This is a genomic window from Luteococcus sp. (assembly GCF_043424415.1).
In the GTDB taxonomy this organism is placed as follows: Bacteria; Actinomycetota; Actinomycetes; order Propionibacteriales; family Propionibacteriaceae; genus Luteococcus.
This window is the reverse complement of the sequence record NZ_JBHWOO010000106.1, coordinates 1-17,521: the sequence shown is the minus strand read 5'-3', so window position 1 is coordinate 17,521 and position 17,521 is coordinate 1. Positions and strand designations below refer to the sequence as shown.

General features: G+C 69.3%; 14 protein-coding genes. 4 read left to right on the top strand and 10 right to left on the bottom strand.

Features of this window, described 5'->3' with window-relative positions; genetic code table 11:
• Positions 1-42 precede the first annotated feature (42 nt).
• The 6 genes from ACHFFZ_RS06585 to ACHFFZ_RS06560 form a co-directional block, all read right to left on the bottom strand.
• The gene (locus ACHFFZ_RS06585; protein WP_394275857.1) at positions 43-1,227 is read right to left on the bottom strand and encodes a dihydroorotate dehydrogenase-like protein; all 1,185 of its coding nucleotides are present in this window, start codon (positions 1,225-1,227) and stop codon (positions 43-45) included.
• Between the two features lies 1 nt (position 1,228).
• Entirely contained in the window at positions 1,229-4,999 is a 3,771-nt protein-coding gene (gene nifJ, locus ACHFFZ_RS06580) for a pyruvate:ferredoxin (flavodoxin) oxidoreductase (RefSeq protein ID WP_394275856.1), read from the bottom strand.
• Entirely contained in the window at positions 4,999-6,705 is a 1,707-nt protein-coding gene (locus tag ACHFFZ_RS06575) for an NAD(P)-binding protein (protein WP_394275855.1), read from the bottom strand. Before ACHFFZ_RS06575 ends, nifJ begins: the two co-directional genes overlap by 1 nt.
• A gap of 132 nt (positions 6,706-6,837) precedes the next feature.
• Complete coding sequence (locus tag ACHFFZ_RS06570) at positions 6,838-7,443, bottom strand: GNAT family N-acetyltransferase (RefSeq protein WP_394275854.1); 606 nt, start codon at positions 7,441-7,443, stop codon at positions 6,838-6,840.
• Positions 7,436-7,765, bottom strand: a complete 330-nt coding sequence (locus ACHFFZ_RS06565; protein WP_394275853.1) for an MTH1187 family thiamine-binding protein — start codon at positions 7,763-7,765, stop codon at positions 7,436-7,438. Before ACHFFZ_RS06565 ends, ACHFFZ_RS06570 begins: the two co-directional genes overlap by 8 nt.
• Positions 7,766-7,826: 61 nt before the next feature.
• Complete coding sequence (locus ACHFFZ_RS06560; RefSeq protein WP_394275852.1) at positions 7,827-10,154, bottom strand: LuxR C-terminal-related transcriptional regulator; 2,328 nt, start codon at positions 10,152-10,154, stop codon at positions 7,827-7,829.
• A gap of 270 nt (positions 10,155-10,424) precedes the next feature.
• Between ACHFFZ_RS06560 and ACHFFZ_RS06555 the strand changes: the two genes are divergently transcribed.
• A complete protein-coding gene (locus ACHFFZ_RS06555) occupies positions 10,425-10,778 on the top strand; it encodes a BlaI/MecI/CopY family transcriptional regulator (RefSeq protein WP_394275851.1) in 354 nt (117 codons plus the stop codon).
• 6 nt (positions 10,779-10,784) lie between these two features.
• Here the strand turns inward: ACHFFZ_RS06555 and ACHFFZ_RS06550 are convergent, their stop codons facing one another.
• Positions 10,785-11,294 (bottom strand): flavin reductase family protein, encoded by a 510-nt coding sequence (locus ACHFFZ_RS06550; RefSeq protein ID WP_394275850.1) that lies wholly within the window; start codon positions 11,292-11,294, stop codon positions 10,785-10,787.
• 143 nt (positions 11,295-11,437) lie between these two features.
• Between ACHFFZ_RS06550 and ACHFFZ_RS06545 the strand changes: the two genes are divergently transcribed.
• Positions 11,438-12,055, top strand: a complete 618-nt coding sequence (locus tag ACHFFZ_RS06545; protein WP_394275849.1) for a glycoside hydrolase family 19 protein — start codon at positions 11,438-11,440, stop codon at positions 12,053-12,055.
• Positions 12,056-12,179: 124 nt separating this feature from the next.
• Here ACHFFZ_RS06545 and ACHFFZ_RS06540 read toward each other — a convergent pair whose 3' ends face one another.
• The 3 genes from ACHFFZ_RS06540 to ACHFFZ_RS06530 are packed head-to-tail and all read right to left on the bottom strand — an operon-like array spanning position 12,180 to position 16,674.
• Positions 12,180-14,315: an ABC transporter ATP-binding protein gene (locus ACHFFZ_RS06540; RefSeq protein ID WP_394275848.1), complete on the bottom strand. Its 2,136-nt coding sequence runs from the start codon at positions 14,313-14,315 to the stop codon at positions 12,180-12,182.
• Positions 14,312-16,045, bottom strand: a complete 1,734-nt coding sequence (locus ACHFFZ_RS06535) for an ABC transporter ATP-binding protein (protein ID WP_394275847.1) — start codon at positions 16,043-16,045, stop codon at positions 14,312-14,314. Before ACHFFZ_RS06535 ends, ACHFFZ_RS06540 begins: the two co-directional genes overlap by 4 nt.
• Complete coding sequence (locus ACHFFZ_RS06530; RefSeq protein WP_394275846.1) at positions 16,039-16,674, bottom strand: TetR/AcrR family transcriptional regulator; 636 nt, start codon at positions 16,672-16,674, stop codon at positions 16,039-16,041. The genes ACHFFZ_RS06535 and ACHFFZ_RS06530 overlap by 7 nt, the downstream gene beginning before the upstream one ends.
• 300 nt (positions 16,675-16,974) lie before the next feature.
• Between ACHFFZ_RS06530 and ACHFFZ_RS06525 the strand changes: the two genes are divergently transcribed.
• Together ACHFFZ_RS06525 and ACHFFZ_RS06520 are read left to right on the top strand one after the other, a co-directional pair.
• Positions 16,975-17,100: a hypothetical protein gene (locus ACHFFZ_RS06525; RefSeq protein ID WP_394275845.1), complete on the top strand. Its 126-nt coding sequence runs from the start codon at positions 16,975-16,977 to the stop codon at positions 17,098-17,100.
• Positions 17,101-17,103: 3 nt separating this feature from the next.
• Complete coding sequence (locus ACHFFZ_RS06520) at positions 17,104-17,472, top strand: GNAT family N-acetyltransferase (protein WP_394275844.1); 369 nt, start codon at positions 17,104-17,106, stop codon at positions 17,470-17,472.
• Positions 17,473-17,521 lie beyond the last annotated feature (49 nt).

The following is a 17,521-nucleotide window of genomic DNA, read 5'->3' as shown; positions in this document are numbered from 1 at the left end:
TATGTCCTCGTCACGTGCTCGTCCGGGCGGGGCGCCGGAGCCTCACCGGCCGTAGACCGCCTTGGCCCGCTCCAGCGCCGCCACATAGCCTGCACGCTCATAGGCGTCGGCCGGGACATCGGTCGGAACGGCCAGCAGGCCGCGGGCCTGCTCCAGCGTCATCTGCTTGCGGTCCAGCCAGGCCGCCAGGCCACGGTTCAGCTCCCGGGCGTAGCCGGCGCCGTGGCGTACCAGGGCCGAGGTGGTCATCACCACGTCGGCGCCAGCCAGCAGGTACTTCACCACGTCGTCGCTGGTCTCCACACCGGTGGTGGCGGCCAGCGAGGAGGTCACCCGTCCGCGCAGTGCGGCGATCCAGGTGCGAGGCAGGCGTGCCTCCGACGGCGAGGACAGCTCCACCCCCGGCACCACCTCGAGGCTCTCGATGTCCACCTCGGGCTGCAGGAAGCGGTTGAACAGCACCAGGCCGTCCGCCCCCGCCTCGCTGAGGCGCACCGCGGTGTGGCCGAAGGAGCTGAAATAGGGTGACAGCTTCACCGCCACCGGCACGTCGACGACGTCCTTGACCGCCTGCAGGATCTCCAGGTGACGGTCCTCGATCTCGCTGCCCGAGACCGAGACCTCACCGGGCACCAGGTAGATGTTCAGTTCGATCGCGGCAGCGCCCGCATCCTGCATCCGGCGCGCCACCCCGGTCCAGCCGCCGTGCGTGGCGCCGTTCACCGAGGCGATCAGCGGCACGTCCAGCGCGTTCGCGCCCTTCTCCAGCAGCTCCAGGTAGCGGCTGGTGATGCCACCGGTGTTGGACGCCTGCGTGGGGAAGTAGCTCATCGCCTCCGAGAAGCTCTCCTCGTGCAGCTCCTGGATGGCCTCCTGGCGGGCGGCCTCGTGGCGCAGCTGCTCCTCGAACAGCGAGTACATCACCACGGCACCCACCCCGGCCTCGGCCAGCTCCTGCATGCCCTCCACACTCTGCGAGAGAGGGCCGGCCGAGGCCACCACCGGGCTGGAGAGCTCCAGTCCCAGGTAGCGGGTGGTCAGGTCGACGTCGGAGTGCCGGTCGGCGGGGTCCGGCTCGACGACCGAGCCCGATCCCTGTTCCTGGATCGGCACGATGCCGGGGCGCAGCAGGTCGGTGGCATTGGAGCCGGCAGCCGATTTCGCGGCGGCCGAGGCCATGGCGGCCCGCAGCGCCTCACTCATCTGCGGGGACTGGTTCTGGGGCATCTCAGTGGTCCTTCCGGGCGTCGTCGGCGAACTCCTCGGCATGGCGGGTGGCCATCCGCTCGTACTCGGTCCAACGCCGCTCCACCTGCTCCTGCGCCAGCGTGGTCAGTCGCTCGGCCTCGACCGGGTCGGCATTGGCCAGCATCTTGAAGCGCAGCTCGGCGGCGTGGTACTCCTTCAAGGTCAATCGTGGCCGCGGCGAGTCGAGCAGGAAGGGATTGCCCCCATCCTGGCGCACCACCGGGTTGTAGCGCACCAGCGGCCAGTGACCGGAGTTGACCGCCTTGTACTGCTGGTCCAGGCCCTTGCGCATGTCGAGCCCGTGGGCGATGCAGTGGCTGTAGGCGATGATCAGGCTGGGGCCGTCATAGGCCTCCGCCTCACGGAAGGCCTTCAGCGTCTGCTGCGGATCGGCACCCATCGCCACCCGGGCGACGTAGACATTGCCATAGGCGATCGCCTGCATGGCCATGTCCTTCTTGTGGGTCAGCTTGCCGCCCGAGGCGAACTTCGCCACGGCACCCATCGGTGTCGACTTCGACGACTGGCCGCCGGTGTTGGAGTAGACCTCTGTGTCCAGCACCAGGATGTTCACATTGCGGCCGCTGGCCAGCACGTGGTCGACACCCCCGGAGCCGATGTCATAGGCCCAGCCGTCGCCGCCCACGATCCACACAGAGCGGCGCAGCAGGTGATCCGCGACGCTGCGGAGATCGTCGGCCACCGGCCCCTCCAGGTGGGCCAGCTTCTCGTTGAGCCGCTGCAGGCGCTCAGCCTGGCGGGCCAGCTCGTTCTCGCGCGCCTGCGGGGCCTCCAGCAGGCCGTCGACCAACTCGTCGTCGCCGATCTCGGAACGCAACTGCTCCAGGCGGGTGCGGGCCAGGTTGGTCTGGAAGTCCGCCGCCAGGCGCAGGCCCAGGCCGAACTCGGCATTGTCCTCGAAGAGCGAGTTGGACCAGGCCGGGCCACGGCCCTGGGCATTCTTCGCCCACGGGGTGGTCGGCAGGTTGCCGCCATAGATCGACGAGCAGCCCGTGGCATTCGCGACGGTGGCACGGTCACCGAAGAGCTGGGTGAGCAGCTTCAGGTAGGGCGTCTCACCACAACCGGAGCAGGCCCCGGAGAACTCGAAGAGTGGCTCCAGGAACTGGGTGCCGCGCACGGTGCCGAAGTCGACGCGGGAACGGTTGTTCAGCGGGATGGTCTCGAAGAACTCGACGTTCTCCTTCTCCTTGGTGCGGTCCAGCACCGTCTCCAGGTTGATCGCCTTGCGGGTGGGCTGGCCGATCGGGGTGACCGGGCAGGCCTCCACGCACAGTCCGCAGCCCGTGCAGTCCTCGGCATAGACCTGCAGGGTGTAGCCGGTCTGCGGCAGGCCCGCAGCGTCCAGCGCCACCGACTCGAAGCCGTCCGGGGCGCCCTCCAGCTTGCTGGGGTCGTAGTACTTGGCGCGCAGGACGGCGTGCGGGCAGACGAAGGAGCAGTTGCCGCACTGGATGCAGGCCTCCGGGTCCCAGACCGCGATCAGGTCGGAGACATTGCGCTTCTCGTAGCGGGTGGTGCCCGACGGGTAGGAACCGTCGACGGGCAGGGCGGAGACGGGCAGGTCGTCACCCTTGCCTGCCAGCATCGGCGCAGTGACCTTCTGCACGAAGCGGGGCGCGTCGTGTGGGACGGGGTGCAGCAGGCCGTGCTGGCTGGAGACCTGCTGGGGGATCTCGAGGTGCACCAGGTGCTCGACCGAGGCATCGACCGCCTTGTGGTTCTTGGCGACGATCTCCATCGACTTCTTCGAGTAGGTCTTGGTGATGGCCTTCTTGATCTTCTCGATCGCCTTCTCCCGGGGAAGCACACCCGAGATGGCGAAGAAGCAGGTCTGCAGCACCGTGTTGGTGCGCCCGCCCAGCCCGACGGCCCTGGCCACCTGATTGGCGTCGATGACGTGGACGTCGATGTCCAGGTCGATGATGCGTTGCTGCATCGGGGCCGGCAGGTGGTCCCAGACCTCCTCGGCGGGATGGGGTGAGTTGATCAGCAGGGTGGTGCCGGGCCGGGCGTACTCGAGCACGTCGACACGCTCCAGGATCGACCAGTGGTGGCAACCGATGAAGCCCGCCTTGCTCACCAGGTAGGGCGCCTTGATCGGATTGGGCCCGAAGCGCAGGTGGCTGACCGTGCGCGAGCCGGACTTCTTCGAGTCGTAGACGAAGTAGCCCTGCGCGTAGGTCTCGGGGTCGGAGCCGAGGATCTTGATGGTGTTCTTGTTGGCGCCGACAGTGCCGTCGGAGCCCATGCCGTAGAAGACCGCGCGCAGGGTCTTGGAGTCCTCGATGTCGAGGTCGGCGTCGTAGTCCAGGCTCAGGTGCATCACATCGTCGGTGATGCCGACGGTGAAGCGGGGGCGGGGACGCTCCGCCGCGAGCTCGTCGAAGATGCCGGCCACCATGCCGGGGGTGAACTCCTTGCTGGAGATGCCGTAGCGGCCGCCGATGACGGTCGGCATCCCGGCGCGGCGACCGTCGGCGACGGCCTCACCGAGGGCGGAGACGATGTCGAGGAAGAGCGGCTCGCCGCCGGCGCCGGGCTCCTTGGTGCGGTCGAGCACCGCGATCCGGCGGGCCGTGGAGGGGATGGCCTCCAGCACTGCCTGGGTGGGGAAGGGGCGGTACAGGCGCATCTGCACCATGCCGACCTTCTCGCCCTGCGCGACCAGGTGGTCGATGGTCTGCTCGACGGTCTGGGCGCCCGATCCCATCACCACCACGACGCGCTCGGCATCGGGGGCGCCGTGGTACTCCACCAGGTGGTACTGGCGGCCGGTCTTCTCGGCGAAGGTGTCCATCACCTTCTGCACGACCGCCGGCGCCCAGCTGTAGAAGGGATTGGCGGTCTCGCGGCTCTGGAAGTGGGTGTCCGGGTTCTGGGCGGTGCCGCGGATGAAGGGATGGGCCGGGCTCAGGGCGCGGGCCCGATGCTCCTGCACCAGCTTCTCCGAGACCATCGAGCGCAGCACGTCATTGCTCAGCCGCTCCAGCGTGTTGAGCTCGTGGCTGGTGCGGAAGCCGTCGAAGAAGTGCACGAAGGGGATGCGGGTGTGCATCGTCGAGACCTGGCTGATCAGCGCCATGTCGTGCGCCTCCTGCACCGAGGCCGAGCTGAGCAGGGCACAGCCGGTCTGGCGCACCGCCATCACGTCCTGGTGGTCGCCGAAGATGCTCAGGCCCTGGGTGGCCAGGGATCGCGCGGCGACGTGGAAGACGGTGCTGGTCAGCTCGCCGGCGATCTTGTACATGTTGGGGATCATCAGCAGCAGGCCCTGGCTGGCGGTGAAGGTGGTGCACATGGCACCGCCCTGCAGGGCGCCGTGCATGGCACCGGCGGCTCCCGCCTCGGACTGCATCTCGATGACGGTGGGCACCTGGCCGAAGATGTTCTCGCGGCCGTGGCTGGCCCACTCGTCGGCCAGCTCGGCCATCGTCGAGCGGGGGGTGATCGGGTAGATGCTGCACAGCTCGTTGAGCCGGTAGGCGACGTCGGCCGCCGCCTCGTTGCCGTCGACGATCAGGCGCTCACCGGGCTCGATCGGCGGCGGCTCGTGGCCGCCGACCTCGGCGAGGATGCCGTGGGTGCTCTCGGGGATCGGCGGGGCCAGGGTGGCGCCGTCCTCCACGCGGGAGGTGGCCGAGAGCATGGCGGGGCTGGCGATGTAGGCGTGCTGGTCGCGCACCGGCTCCTGCGGGAAGGGCTGCTGGTTTCGGGTGGTGGTGGACATCAGTTCCCCTCCGGGATCATCTCGATGGCGTGCACGGGGCACTGGTCGTAGCAGCTGGCGCAGCCGGTGCACTTCTCGTAGTCGAAGCGGTAGCGATGGCCCTCGCCGAGCTTGATCACCGCATCCTCGGGGCAGGCACCCAGGCAGCCGTCGCACTCGAAGCAGTTGCCGCAGCTCAGGCACCGCTGCGCCTCGAACAGGGCCTGGTCGGCGTCGAGGCCGCCCACCACCTCGTCGAAGTCGAAACGCTGCTCGACGGCCAGCTCGGGCTGCTCGCGCTGGGTGTGGTCGTCGCCGAAGTACCACAGGTGCAGGTCATCGAAGGTGACCACCGGGTGCTTGACCCGCTGCCTCGGCGTGGCCCGGTTGAGCCAGCCGTCGATCTGGGCCGCGGCCTTCTTGCCGTGCCCGACGCCGATGGTGACGGTGCGGTCGCTGGGCACCGCGTCGCCGCCGGCGAAGATGCCGGGGACGTCGGTCATCAGGGTCGTGGGGTCGACGTTGACGACGTCGCCGTTGAAGCTCATGCCGGGGATGCCGTGCAGGAAGCCGGTGTCGGCCTCCTGGCCGATGGCGAGGATGACGGTGTCGGCCTCGAGCTTCTCGAACTGGCCAGTGCCGCGGGCCTTGCCGTTCTCGTCCAGCTCCATGATCTCGACGGTCAGGTCGGCCTCGTCCATCGAGCTGATGGTGCGCAGCCAGTTCATCTTGACGCCCTCGCGCTCGGCCTCGACGGCCTCCAGCTCGTGGGCCGGCATCTGGTCCTTGGTGCGGCGGTAGACGATCACCGACTCCTCCGCGCCCAGTCGACGGGCGACGCGGGCGGCGTCCATGGCGGTGTTGCCGGCGCCGTAGACGGCCACCTTGCGGCCCAGCACGGGACGCTCGCCGCTGGCGACGTCGCGCAGGAAGCTGACCGCATCCACCATGCGGCTGGCGTCCTGGTTGGGGATGTCGACACGCTTGGACAGGTGGGCGCCGACGGCCACGAAGACGGCATCGAAGCCGCCCTGGGTCTGCTCGGCCAAGAGGTCGGTGACGGTGTGGTTGAGGGTGATCGTGACGCCCATCTCCACCAGTCGCGCCACCTCGGCGTCGAGGACGTCGCGGGGCAGGCGGTACTCCGGGATGCCCCAGCGCATCATGCCGCCGGGCTTGTCGCCGGAGTCGCGGATCTCCACCTGGTGGCCCAGACGGGTCAGGTGGTAGGCGGCGGACAGGCCCGAGGGTCCGGCGCCGATGACCAGCACCTTGTGCCCGGTGGAGTGGCGCGGCTTCTCGAACTGCCAGCCGTGCTTGATGCCCTCGTCGCCCAGGAAGCGCTCCACCGAGTGGATGCTCACCGCACCGTCCAGCTCCACGCGATTGCAGGCCACCTCACAGGGGTGGTAGCAGACGCGGCCGTGGATGGCGGGGAAGGGGTTGTCACGGGTCAGCTGGCGCCAGGCGGCCTCGGCCTTGCCGTGCTTGATCAGACGCAGCCATTCCTGGATGTTCTCCCCGGCGGGGCAGCCGGCATTGCAGGGCGGTAGCAGGTCGACGTAGATCGGCATCCGGCTGCGCACCGGCCCGACGCGGCTGGTGCCGGTGGCCAGATCGGGCAGCTCGGTGATGTCACCGCGGGTCTTGGCCGTGACGACGGGGCTGCTGGCTGCAGGCTGGGCCGCGGTGGCCTCGCCTCGGGGGTCGGATCCTGGCTGCTCCATGCTCAATCCCTCCACGCGGGACGCATCCGGTCGCGCCCACTACAGCCGATAGTAACCACGCCGGGGGCCGGAAAAATGGCCAGGGTTGCCCCAAGCCGCCAAGGCAGGGCATCGCCGCAAGCCAACGTGGGATCAGGTGTCGGCCCCGGGGCGCCACATCCTGAACATGGGCCGGTGGAACCAGGTGGGTCCGCAATCCACCTCCAGGGCGCCTGGCAGGCGTCCGTCCAGGTCGTCGTCGACGAAGCCGTGGCGACGGTAGAAGGCCTCCGCGCGGGGGTTCTCGCGCATGATCCACAGCCAGGCGGCCAGCGGCTCGTCGCTGCCGGGCCGGGCCAGCGCCGTGGCGAGCATCCGTGGCCCCAGGCCGGAGCCGTGGGTGCGGGCGCGTGTGTAGAGGTGGTCCAGGTTGAAGCCCACCGGGGGCTCGGGATTGCTGAAGTACTCCAGCTCCCACGGAGCGACGCCCGGGCCGGAGGCGGCCACGCCCACCACCTCGCCGTCGAGCTCGGCCAACCAGTGGCGCCGCACGGGTTTCCTATCGGCGGCCTCGGCCTGCTCGGCCTCGACGAGCTGGACCACCAGCTCGTCCACCTCTGCCCGGAAGCGGTCGCGGCGCTGCTGGGCGAAGGCCGGCGGCATGATGTGGGCATAGGTCTCGGCCAGGCACTCGATGTGGCACTGGGTCATGTAGGGCGCATCCGCCACCGTGGCGGGGCGGATGATGGCCTCACTCATCCGGGGACTGCTCCAGTGCTGCCTCCAGTCGCTCCAGCTTGCCGGTCAGCTCGCCGGTATGGCCGGGACGGATGTCGGCCTTGAGCACCAGCGCGACCCGGCTGCCGTACTCGCCGACAGCCTCGGTGGCGCGGCGCACCACCTCCATGCAGTCCTCCCAACTGCCCTCGATCGTGGTGAACATCGAGTCGGTGCGGTTGGGCAGGCCCGACTCGCGCACGATCCGCACCGCCGCGGCGACGGCATCGTGCACGGAGGCATCGGGATTCTCCCGGCCCCTGGGGCCGGTTCCGGACGGGGCGACACTGAAGGCAACGAGCATGGACCCAGACTAGGCGCGGTGCGCGCCGTGGCAGGGCCGGTCCGGTTCGAGGGGAGCCGGTTCAGTCCGTGCGCGGCCGCAGGCCCATCACGCGCGCCCGGTCGATGGCCTCCTCGCGGTTGGCCACCCCGAGCTTCTTGTAGACCCGACGAAGGTGCGTCTTGAGGGTGTTCAACGAGATGAACAATTCCTCGGCCGTCTCCCCCAGCGTCTTGCTGGCATCCAGGTGCTCCAGGACGTGGCGCTCCGCAGTGGTCAGCGGCACCTCCTGCCGGCTGGCGACGGCCACCGTCGTGTGCCGCGCCTGGGGCGTGTCCAGTCCCAGCCGTTCGGCCAGGACACCGGCGCGCTGGAAGGCGCGCAGCGCCTCGTCGGGGCGGTGCAGCTCGTCGGCCGCCACCCCGAAGATCATCAACGAGTAGAGGGTGTCCTTGGGGTGCTCCAGCTGCACCTGGCCCTCGGCCAGCGGCCGCAGCATCTCGTGGGCCGCGCGTGCGTCACCCCGGGCCAGGAAGATTCGTGCCTGCAGCACCACCAGTCGGCTGCCCATCTCGGGCAGGTCGAGGTGCATCAGCTGCTGGTACTCGTGCTCGGCCAGGGCCACGTCGCCCAAGGTGATCGCGGCGTCGACGGCCGAGACGCCCACCAGCATCGCATGCATCTCGGTGGCCTGGGTGGCCGCCTCGTCGCGGAAGGCCTCCACCAGGCGCAAGGCCTGGGCGGGGTCACCCTGCATCACCGCCACGGCGCAGCGCACGTGGGTGCGGAAGGCGTCGTTCTCCCGCAGCAGTTCGGCATGCTGGTCCAGGGTGTCCAGCCAGCGACGGGCCGAGGCCAGGTCGCCGGTGTCCACTGCGGTCAGCGCCAGCCCCAGGATGGCGAACTCGTCGAGTGAGTCGGTGCTGAAGACGGTGTCGGAGCCGGTCAGGATGGCCTCGTCGGCCAGCCGGTGCGAGGAGTCCACCGCGCCCTGCTCGGCATTGAGGTAGCTCAGGGCTGACAGACAGCAGACCGTCGCCCACGGCACGTTCACCACCCGCGCCAGTCCGAGGCCGGCCAGCAGCTGCTCATTGGCCTCGGCGAGGCGGCCGTGGTGCAGAAGGTAGAGGCCGTACTCGGTGTGCACCGCCGCGAGCAGTGCGTGGTCGAGTTCGTGGATTCCCCGGGCGTCCAGCGAGCCGGCGATCTCCAGCGCGAGTGAGACATCCACCTCGCAGGGATAGCCGACCTTGCGCACCATGCCCAGGGCCAGGGCCACGTAACCCAGGCGTCCGGTGTCATTGCGCTCCACCAGTAGCTGGGGGTCGATCGCGCTCATCTGCGCCACCATCGTCTGCGGGGTGGCCATGCCACGCGAGATCGAGCGCACGATGTCGATCTCCCAGCCCGGCGGCAGCAGCTCCACCAGCTCGGGCATGGAGTGCACCAGGTTGGGGCGGTCCATGTTGATGGTGATGAACTCGCCGGCGATCATCCAGGCCAGGTCAAGCAATCCGGCCTGCATGGCCAGGCCCATCGCCTCCATCGGGCGCTGGCGGTTGCGCAACCACAGGCTGGCGCGTTCGATCAGGTGGGCATGCTCCTCGGGGCGCTCCCGGGCCAGCTGGCGGCCCAGGTGGGCGCGCAGCAAGGGGTTCAGTCGGATGGTGTTCGCATCGTCCCAGGTGATCGGCACCCCGTGGGCCTGGAGCCGGCTCAACTGGGCCGCCGCGTCGCCGCGGCCGGTCATCCAGGCGGCAGCCAGGGGATCGAGGGTGGGCAGGGGGGAGAGCTCCTGCAGCAGGGCGATGTCCTGTTCATCCAGCCCGGACAGCACCTCGTCGACGAGGTAGCTGTCGGCAAGGCGCACCGCCGAGGAGCTGTGGGCCCAGGTGAGGGTTTCGCCGGTGAGCATCTGCACCACAGCCGGCCAGCCACCAGAGCTCTCCATGATGGTGTCGAGCGCGAACTCGGGCAGGTCGGGATTGTCGGGGGTCAGCAGCTGCGCCACCTCGTCGCGGGTCAGTGCCAGCTGGTCGGTCTCGATGTTGACCAGCAGGCCCCGGGCGGCCAGCGACCCGAGCGGGGCGTCGGGGCGGGAGCGCCCGGCGAAGACCAGCCGGATCGAGGGGTCACGTTCGGCGAGTTCCAGGGCGCGGGAGACGAAGGTGGAGTCGGCCAGCAGCTTGGGGCGCGCCACCACCAGCACGCGCAGCTCGGATGGGTTCCGGGCGGGCTCGACCTCGTCGAGCTCTTGTGGGGCGGCGATCCAGCGGGACTCGAGCTCGGGGTGTGCCTCCAGCCAAGCATGGACCAGGCGTTTCTTGCCGTGGCCGGCGGGCCCGGAGACGACGGCGACCCGGGTGCGCAGGACGCGGTCGAGCGCGTCGAGCAGGCGCGGCGGGGTCACGAACGGTCGCGCGTCGTCGCGTGCCTCCCCGTTCCCGCCTGTGTCCATGTTCGTCCCCGGCCGTCGTGTCTGAGCTCGGTTCCGACCCGTGGGAGCCCCGATGCTTCCGAACAGGCTAGCCCGGCGCTGGGGTTGATGTCACCCGTCGGGTCACCCGCTGGACAGGATCGGGTCACCCACTGCCGCGTGTGCGCCAAGGCGCATTGGGTCTGATGTCCAGAAGGGCCCTGGCACGAGCTCCCTGGCGTGGGGGCCGGATACCATGCAGGCATGGCAATCCTTGGTGAACTTGAACTCCAGATCATGGAGATCCTCTGGCAGCAGGAGGAAGTGCTGTCGGTCAGGGATGTTCACGAGGCACTCCTGCAGGACCGCCCGCTGGCCTACACCACGGTGATGACGGTGCTCGACCGGCTCGCCAAGAAGGGGATCGTCTCCCGTGAACGCGGCGGCCGGGCCTGGCTCTACCGGTCCGTCGACTCCCGCGCCGACCTGGTGCTGGAGCAGATGGTGGGGGCCCTGATGCAGTCGGAGGGGTCGGGCGACGAGGTGCTACGGCGCTTCGTCAAGGCCCTCGACGAGCACCAGCGGACTGTGGTGGGCGCCGAGCTGGAGGCCAGCTGAGGTTCCTCAGTCCTCCAGGGTCCGGTAGTGGCCGCGCACGTGGTGCAGCGGCTGGGGATCGGCATCGGTGACGGCCTCCACGACGCGCAGTACCAGGGCCTGGCTCCAGCCCAGCTCGGTGCTGTGCTCGAGCTCCAGCGCGGCCCAGTTGCCCACCTCGTCGAGGCGGGGGCCGTGGTTGGTCTGGGTCCACCCCTTGCCACGGAAGGCGCCGCCGGGCGCCGGGGCCAGGCCTGCGAAGACATCGGCGAGGTAACGGTGCGGCCCCTCCAACAGGTGCAGGACCGCGCGCCCGGTCTGGCCGATCCGCTCGGCCAGGTCGCTGTCCGGGTCCACCATCGCCACCACCTGCCACTGGGGTCCATCCACCAGCAGTAGTGAACTGACCGTCCAGCCCGCACGGGCACGTCCCTCGCCGGCCGTGAGCAGGCAGACCCGGCCTCCGAGGCGTCCGCGCAGGGCACGTGCCTGGTCGCGTTGGTCGTCTGCGAAGGGATGGCTGGCGTGGATCGTCACGAGGCCCATTGTGCCAAGGGGTGCGTGCCCGACGGTTGGTTCGCGTCCCCGGTGGGCCAGCTGGCTGAGTAAATGATGAATTTGTTCTCAGCTTTTCCTCATGAGAGCGTGGGATCTCCACCCCCATCCCAGAAGGATCCCGCGTGACCCCGATCCACCCCCTCCTTGCCCTTCCGACCGTCGGCGGACTGCTGCTCGCCGGCGGTCTCGCCACTCCGGCCCAGGCCGCGGGCGACGTCACTGAGGCACAGCTGCGCCAGGTCTTCGGCGCCCGCGTCGACTCGAACCCGCGCGTCGCCAAGAACCTGCCGGAACTGAACCGCCAGATGCGCAAGGCCGGCATCACCACGCCGCAGCGCAAGGCCGCCTTCCTGGCGACCCTGGTCAACGAGAGCCGGGTGGACCCGTCGGCCAGCGAGCGCGGTTCCCGTGCCCGCTACAAGGGCCGCGGCTACATGCAGCTCACCGGCGCCTGGAACTACGGCGCCGCCGGCAGGGCCATCGGTGTGAACCTGCGCAGCAATCCCGCCGCGGCAGCCACTCCGCGTCACTCCGCGGCCATCGCCACCTGGTACTGGACCAAGGCCCGTCCCACCAGCAACAAGGCCGCCGATCGCTTCGACATGGGCCGCATCAGCCGCAATGTCGGCTACGCCGCCAGTGCCCGCGAGGACGCCGAGCGCTGCGCCGACTTCAAGCGCGCCTACCAGGCCTTCAGCGGGAAGAAGGCGCCTTCGTCGACCATCTGCTACCGCCACTGAGGCCGTCGAGCCCCTGGGGTCGAGCACCATCGAGGTGCCTCGAGCACACTGGAGGCCACTCGAGCACGTACGAGGGACGTCGGGCACACACTGCAACGTGTGCCCGACGCCCCCTGCGTGTGCCTCAGGCCTCCACCGGCGCCGCGAACTGGGCCTGGTAGAGGTCGTGGTAGTGCCCCTTGGCCTCCAGCAGCTCGCGGTGGGTGCCCTGTTCGACGATCGCGCCGTCCTCCATCACCAGGATCAGGTCGGCGTCGCGGATCGTGCTCAGCCTGTGCGCGATCACGAAGCTGGTCCGGTCGGTGCGCAGGTTGTTCATTGCCTGCTGCACCAGCACCTCGGTACGGGTGTCCACCGAGCTGGTGGCCTCGTCGAGAATCAGGATCGACGGCTCCGAGAGGAAGGCGCGGGCGATCGTGATCAGCTGTTTCTCGCCCACCGACACGTTCGAGCCCTCCTCGTCGATGACGGTGTCATAGCCGTCGGGCAGCGAGTGGACGAAGCGGTCGACATAGGCGGCCTTCGCGGCCTCGACGACCTCCTGCTCGGTGGCGCCCGGACGGCCATAGGCGATGTTCTCCCGGATGGTGCCGCCGAAGAGCCAGGTGTCCTGCAGCACCATGCCCATCTGGCCGCGCAGCTCGCCACGGGGGACGGTGGCGATGTCGACGCCGTCGATGGTGATCCTGCCGCCCTGCAGTTCGTAGAAGCGCATCAGCAGGTTGACCAGCGTCGTCTTGCCGGCACCGGTCGGCCCGACGATCGCAACCGTCTGACCCGGCTCGGCCACCAGGTCCAACCCGTCGATCAGGGGACGTTCCGGCAGGTAGCGGAAACTCACGTCGTCGAAGACCACCCGACCGGCCAGCGGCGTGGGCAGCGAACCGGCCGCCTCGGCGGACTGCTCCGGCGCATCCAGCACCTGGAAGACGCGCTCGGCCGAGGCGACGCCCGACTGCAGCAGGTTCGACATGCTGGCCACCTGGGTGACCGGCTGGGTGAACATGCGGGAGTACTGGATGAAGGCGGTCACGTCGCCCAGGCGCATCGAGCCGCTGGCCACCTTGAGCCCGCCCAGGACGGCGATGGCCACATAGTTCAGGTTCCCGACGAAGAACATGACCGGCATGATGATGCCGCTGATGAACTGGGCGCCGAAGGCGCTTCGGTAGAGCCCATCGTTGTGCTCGGCGAAGACCTCCTCCACCTCGCGCTGGCGGCCGAAGGTCTTGACCAGCGCATGGCCCGAGTAGGCCTCCTCGATGTGCCCGTTCAGCTCGCCGGTGGACTTCCACATCTGGGCGAAGAGCTTCTGCGAGCGCTTGCCGATGAAGCCGGCGAGCACCCCCGAGATGGGGATGATCAACAGCGTCACCAGGGCCAGCTGCCAGCTCACCCAGAACATCATCACCAGTACGCCCGCCAGCGTCAGCAGGGCATTGAGCAGCTGCGAGAGGGTCTGCTGCAGCGTCTGGGAGACATTGTCGATGTCATTGGTGACGCGGCTGAGCAGCTCACCGCGCGGCTGCTTGTCGAAATAGCTCAGCGGCAGTCGGTCGAGCTTGGCGCTGACCTCCTGGCGCATCCGGTAGATCGAGCGCTGCACGACGCCGTTGAGCAGCCAGCCCTGGGCGAGGCCGAGCAGGGAGCTGCCGACGAACAGGCCCAGGGCCAGCAGCAGCACACGGCCCAGGTGGTCGTAGTCGATGCCCTGGCCGATCACGACGCCCATCGTCTGCACCATGTCGGCCATGTCGCCCTGCCCGGCGGCGCGCATCTGGGCGATGACCGCCTCGGTCGGGGTGCCGGCCGGGACCCGCTGGCCCAATTGCTGGCCCAGCACACCGGCGAAGATGACGTCGGTGGCACGGCCCAGGATCTTGGGTCCCGCCACATTGGCGGCCACGCCGACGGCGGCCATCACCACCACCGAACCGATCAGGCGACGCTCGGGGCGCAGGTGGCCGAGCAGCCGACGCAGCGAGACGCCGAAGTTCACCGGCTTCTCGACCGTTCCACCCATGGCCATCGGGCCGTGGCCGTGGGCGCGGCCGGGGCCGTGCTTGGGCCGCGCCGGGGCGCTCTGTTCGTCCACGGCGGCCGCGGCGGCCTGGTCGGCATTGAGGGTGACGGCACCCTCGACCGCCTGGGGCAGCGGGCCCTCGGGCTCGGACATGGCGTGGCGGGGCGCGTCGAATTCAGCGTGACGGGGCACGTCGGGCATGGCGTGGCGCGGGGTGACGGGTTCGTTGCTGCTCATGCTGCCTCCTCGGCGCTCAGCTGGGAGTCGACGATCTCGACATAGGTGGGGCAGTTCGCCAGGAGCTCGTCATGGGTGCCGCGGCCCACGATGTGGCCGTCCTCCAGCACCAGGATCTGGTCGGCGCCGCGGATGGTGGAGACCCGCTGGGCGACCACGAGCACCGAGGCGTCTGCCACCTCGCGGGCCAGGGCGGCGCGCAGACGGGCGTCGGTGGCGACGTCGAGGGCGCTGAAGGAGTCGTCGAAGACGTAGATGCCGGGCTTCTTGACCAGCGCTCGGGCGATGGACAGTCGCTGTCGCTGCCCACCCGAGACATTGGTGCCGCCCTGGCTGATCGGGGCGTCGAGCTGGCCGTCCATGGCCCGGACGAAGTCCTCGGCCTGGGCGGTGCGCAGCGCCTCCCACAGCTCCTCGTCGGTGGCATCGGGCTTGCCATAGCGAAGGTTCGAGGCGACGGTGCCGGTGAACAGGTAGGGCTTCTGCGGCACCAGGCCGATCCGGGCCCACAGCGTGTCGGGGTCGAGCTCGCGCACGTCGACGCCGTCGACCAGCACCTGGCCGCCGGTGGCGTCGAACAGGCGCGGCACCAGGTTCACCAGGGTGGACTTGCCCGAACCGGTGGAGCCGATGATGGCGGTGGTGCGGCCCGGCTCCAGGGTGAAGTTGATCCCGCCCAGCACCGGGGACTCGGCGCCCGGGTAGGTGAACTCGACGTCGCGCATCTCCAGGGTGCCGCGGCCGGCCAGCTCGGTGACGCCCTCGGCCGGCGGCAGGACAGTGCTGTCGGTGGTGAGCACCTCCATGATGCGCCGGGCGCAGACAGCGGCGCGGGGCACGAAGAAGACCATCATCGTGGCCATCATCACGCTCATCAGGATCTGCATCAGGTAGGTGAGGAAGGCGGTCAGCTGGCCCACCTGGATGTGCCCGTCGGAGATGCGGTGCCCGCCGAACCACATGACGCCGATCGAACCCAGGTTCATGATCAGGGTCACGAAGGGGAAGAGGCTGGCCATGTGGCGCCCGACGCTGGTGGTGGTGCGGGTGAGGCTGGCATTGGCCTGGTCGAAGCGACGCGACTCGTGGGGCTCACGGACGAAGGCCCGCACCACGCGGATGCCGGTGATCTGCTCGCGCAGCACCCGGTTCAGGGTGTCGATGCGGGTCTGCTGCTGGGCGAACAGCGGGGTGACCCGGGCGATGATGATGCCGATGCCGATGCCCAGGGCCACGACGGCCGCCAGGATCAGCCAGCTCATGCCGGCGTCCTCGCGCACGGCCATGAAGACGCCGCCAACCATGGTGATCGGGGCGCTGATCATCATCACACAGGTCATCAGCACCAGCTGCTGCACCTGCTGCACGTCATTGGTGGTGCGGGTGAGCAGGGAGGGGGCGCCGAAGTGGCTGAGCTCCTGGGAGCTGAAGGCCAGGACCCGGTGGAAGACGGCATCGCGCACGTCACGCCCGAAGCCCATGGCAGCGCGGGCACCGAACCAGACGGCCGCCACCTGGGCCAGCACCTGCACCAGGCTGACGCCCAGCATCCAGCTGCCGTGGCTCCAGATGTAGCCGGTGTCGCCCTTGGCGATGCCCTGGTCGATGATTCGGGCATTCAGGTTGGGCAGGTAGAGCGAGGCGATCGTCGCCACCAGCTGCAGCAGCAGGACGATGCCCACCAGCCCCAGGTAGGGCTTGATGTAGGTGTTGATGACTTTGATCAGCACGGGGATTCCTTGTCAGACGTGCATCGTGCGGGGGCCAGGCCGCCCAGCAGCAGCTCGGCGAGTTCTCGGGGGGTGGAACTCGGGTGGTGGGTGACGTGCGGGTGGGCGGTGGCGAAGGCCATCGAGCCCACCAGGGCCGCGGCCTCGTCCAGACCGCAGGCCAGGGCGTTGGCATCGGCGGCCAGGACGCGCGCGATGGCCTCCTGGAGCTGGCGCGAGTGCGCCTCGCTGCGCGCCTTGGCATCCGGGGAGTGGTGATGCCCGGGGCTGGTGAGCCCGTCGGCATCGGGCATCTGGAAGAGCGCAGTGAAGACGGCGCTCACGTCGTCGATGGCGCGCTGCATCCGTTCCAGGACCCGGGACACCCTGTCCACCAGGGGCAGCGAGCGGTCGATGGCGTCCAGGTCCTCGCAGACATCGGTGGGGTCCATGGCGTCGCTGATCACGGCCTGCATGAGTTCGCGCTTGGTGTCGAAGATGCGAAAGAGGGTGCCCTCGGCAATTCCGGCAGCTTCGGCGACCTGCCGGGTGGTGAAGGTGCCTCCCCGTTCCAGCAGCAGGGGGCGGGCGGCGCGCAGGATGGCGGCCCGTCGCTGGTCCGGGGGGAGGGCTGGTGCTCGGGGTGTCACGGGCCAAAGGTAGTGAGTGAGCACTCACTCACCCAACTGGTCGTGGGGGATTTCCCAGCTGGTTGCCAGCAAGCCGATGCCCGGAGGTCAAGAAGCTCCTGAGCTCTGGGGCCAGACGGGTGAGTCGGCTCGTCATGCCGCGGCCGGCATGGTGAGCATCGTCACCATGCATGACTGAATCTCCCCGCGGTTGCGCCCCTTGGTGGACCCGAGGCCGCGGGCACAGGCCACCGAGCTCGAGCACGTCGCGGAAGTGGCGGCAGACGCCTTCATGGACGACCTGCCGGACGGGTGCAGCGCATGAGCAGCCTGCCGCTGGTCTTCTCGGCGATCGCACGCCAGCAGGGTCGCGGGGGATGGATCGACCTGGTCGAGCGGGACGGCCAAGTGGTCGGGGCCGCCCTGTGGAGCAACGGCAAGCCCTAGGACATGGGCCTGAGTGAGGTGCTCGACCCCGGCCTGCTGCGGCTGCTGGCCACCTGCGGGCTGCGCAGCGCCCTGCACTTGTGGGCGCAGGAACTGGAGATCACCCGGATGCACGAGCGCATGATCACCGGCGATCACCGCTATCTCGTGGTGCTGACCGTCCGCCCGAGCCACCAGGACCAGGGCGTGGCCTCCGCGCTCCTGTCCATCGGTCTGGGCAAGTGTGACGAACTGGGCATGCCCGCCTACCTGGAGACCAATGTGGAGGACAACGTGGCGCTCTACAGACGCCGGGACTTCGAGGTGGTCGAACAGGCCGACAACCATGGCTTCCCCACGCGGGGGATGGTGCGCCAGCCTGCGCGAGCCTGAGCGCGCGATCGCCGGGCAGGGATGAGGGGTGGTGCCTCCCGAGGACACC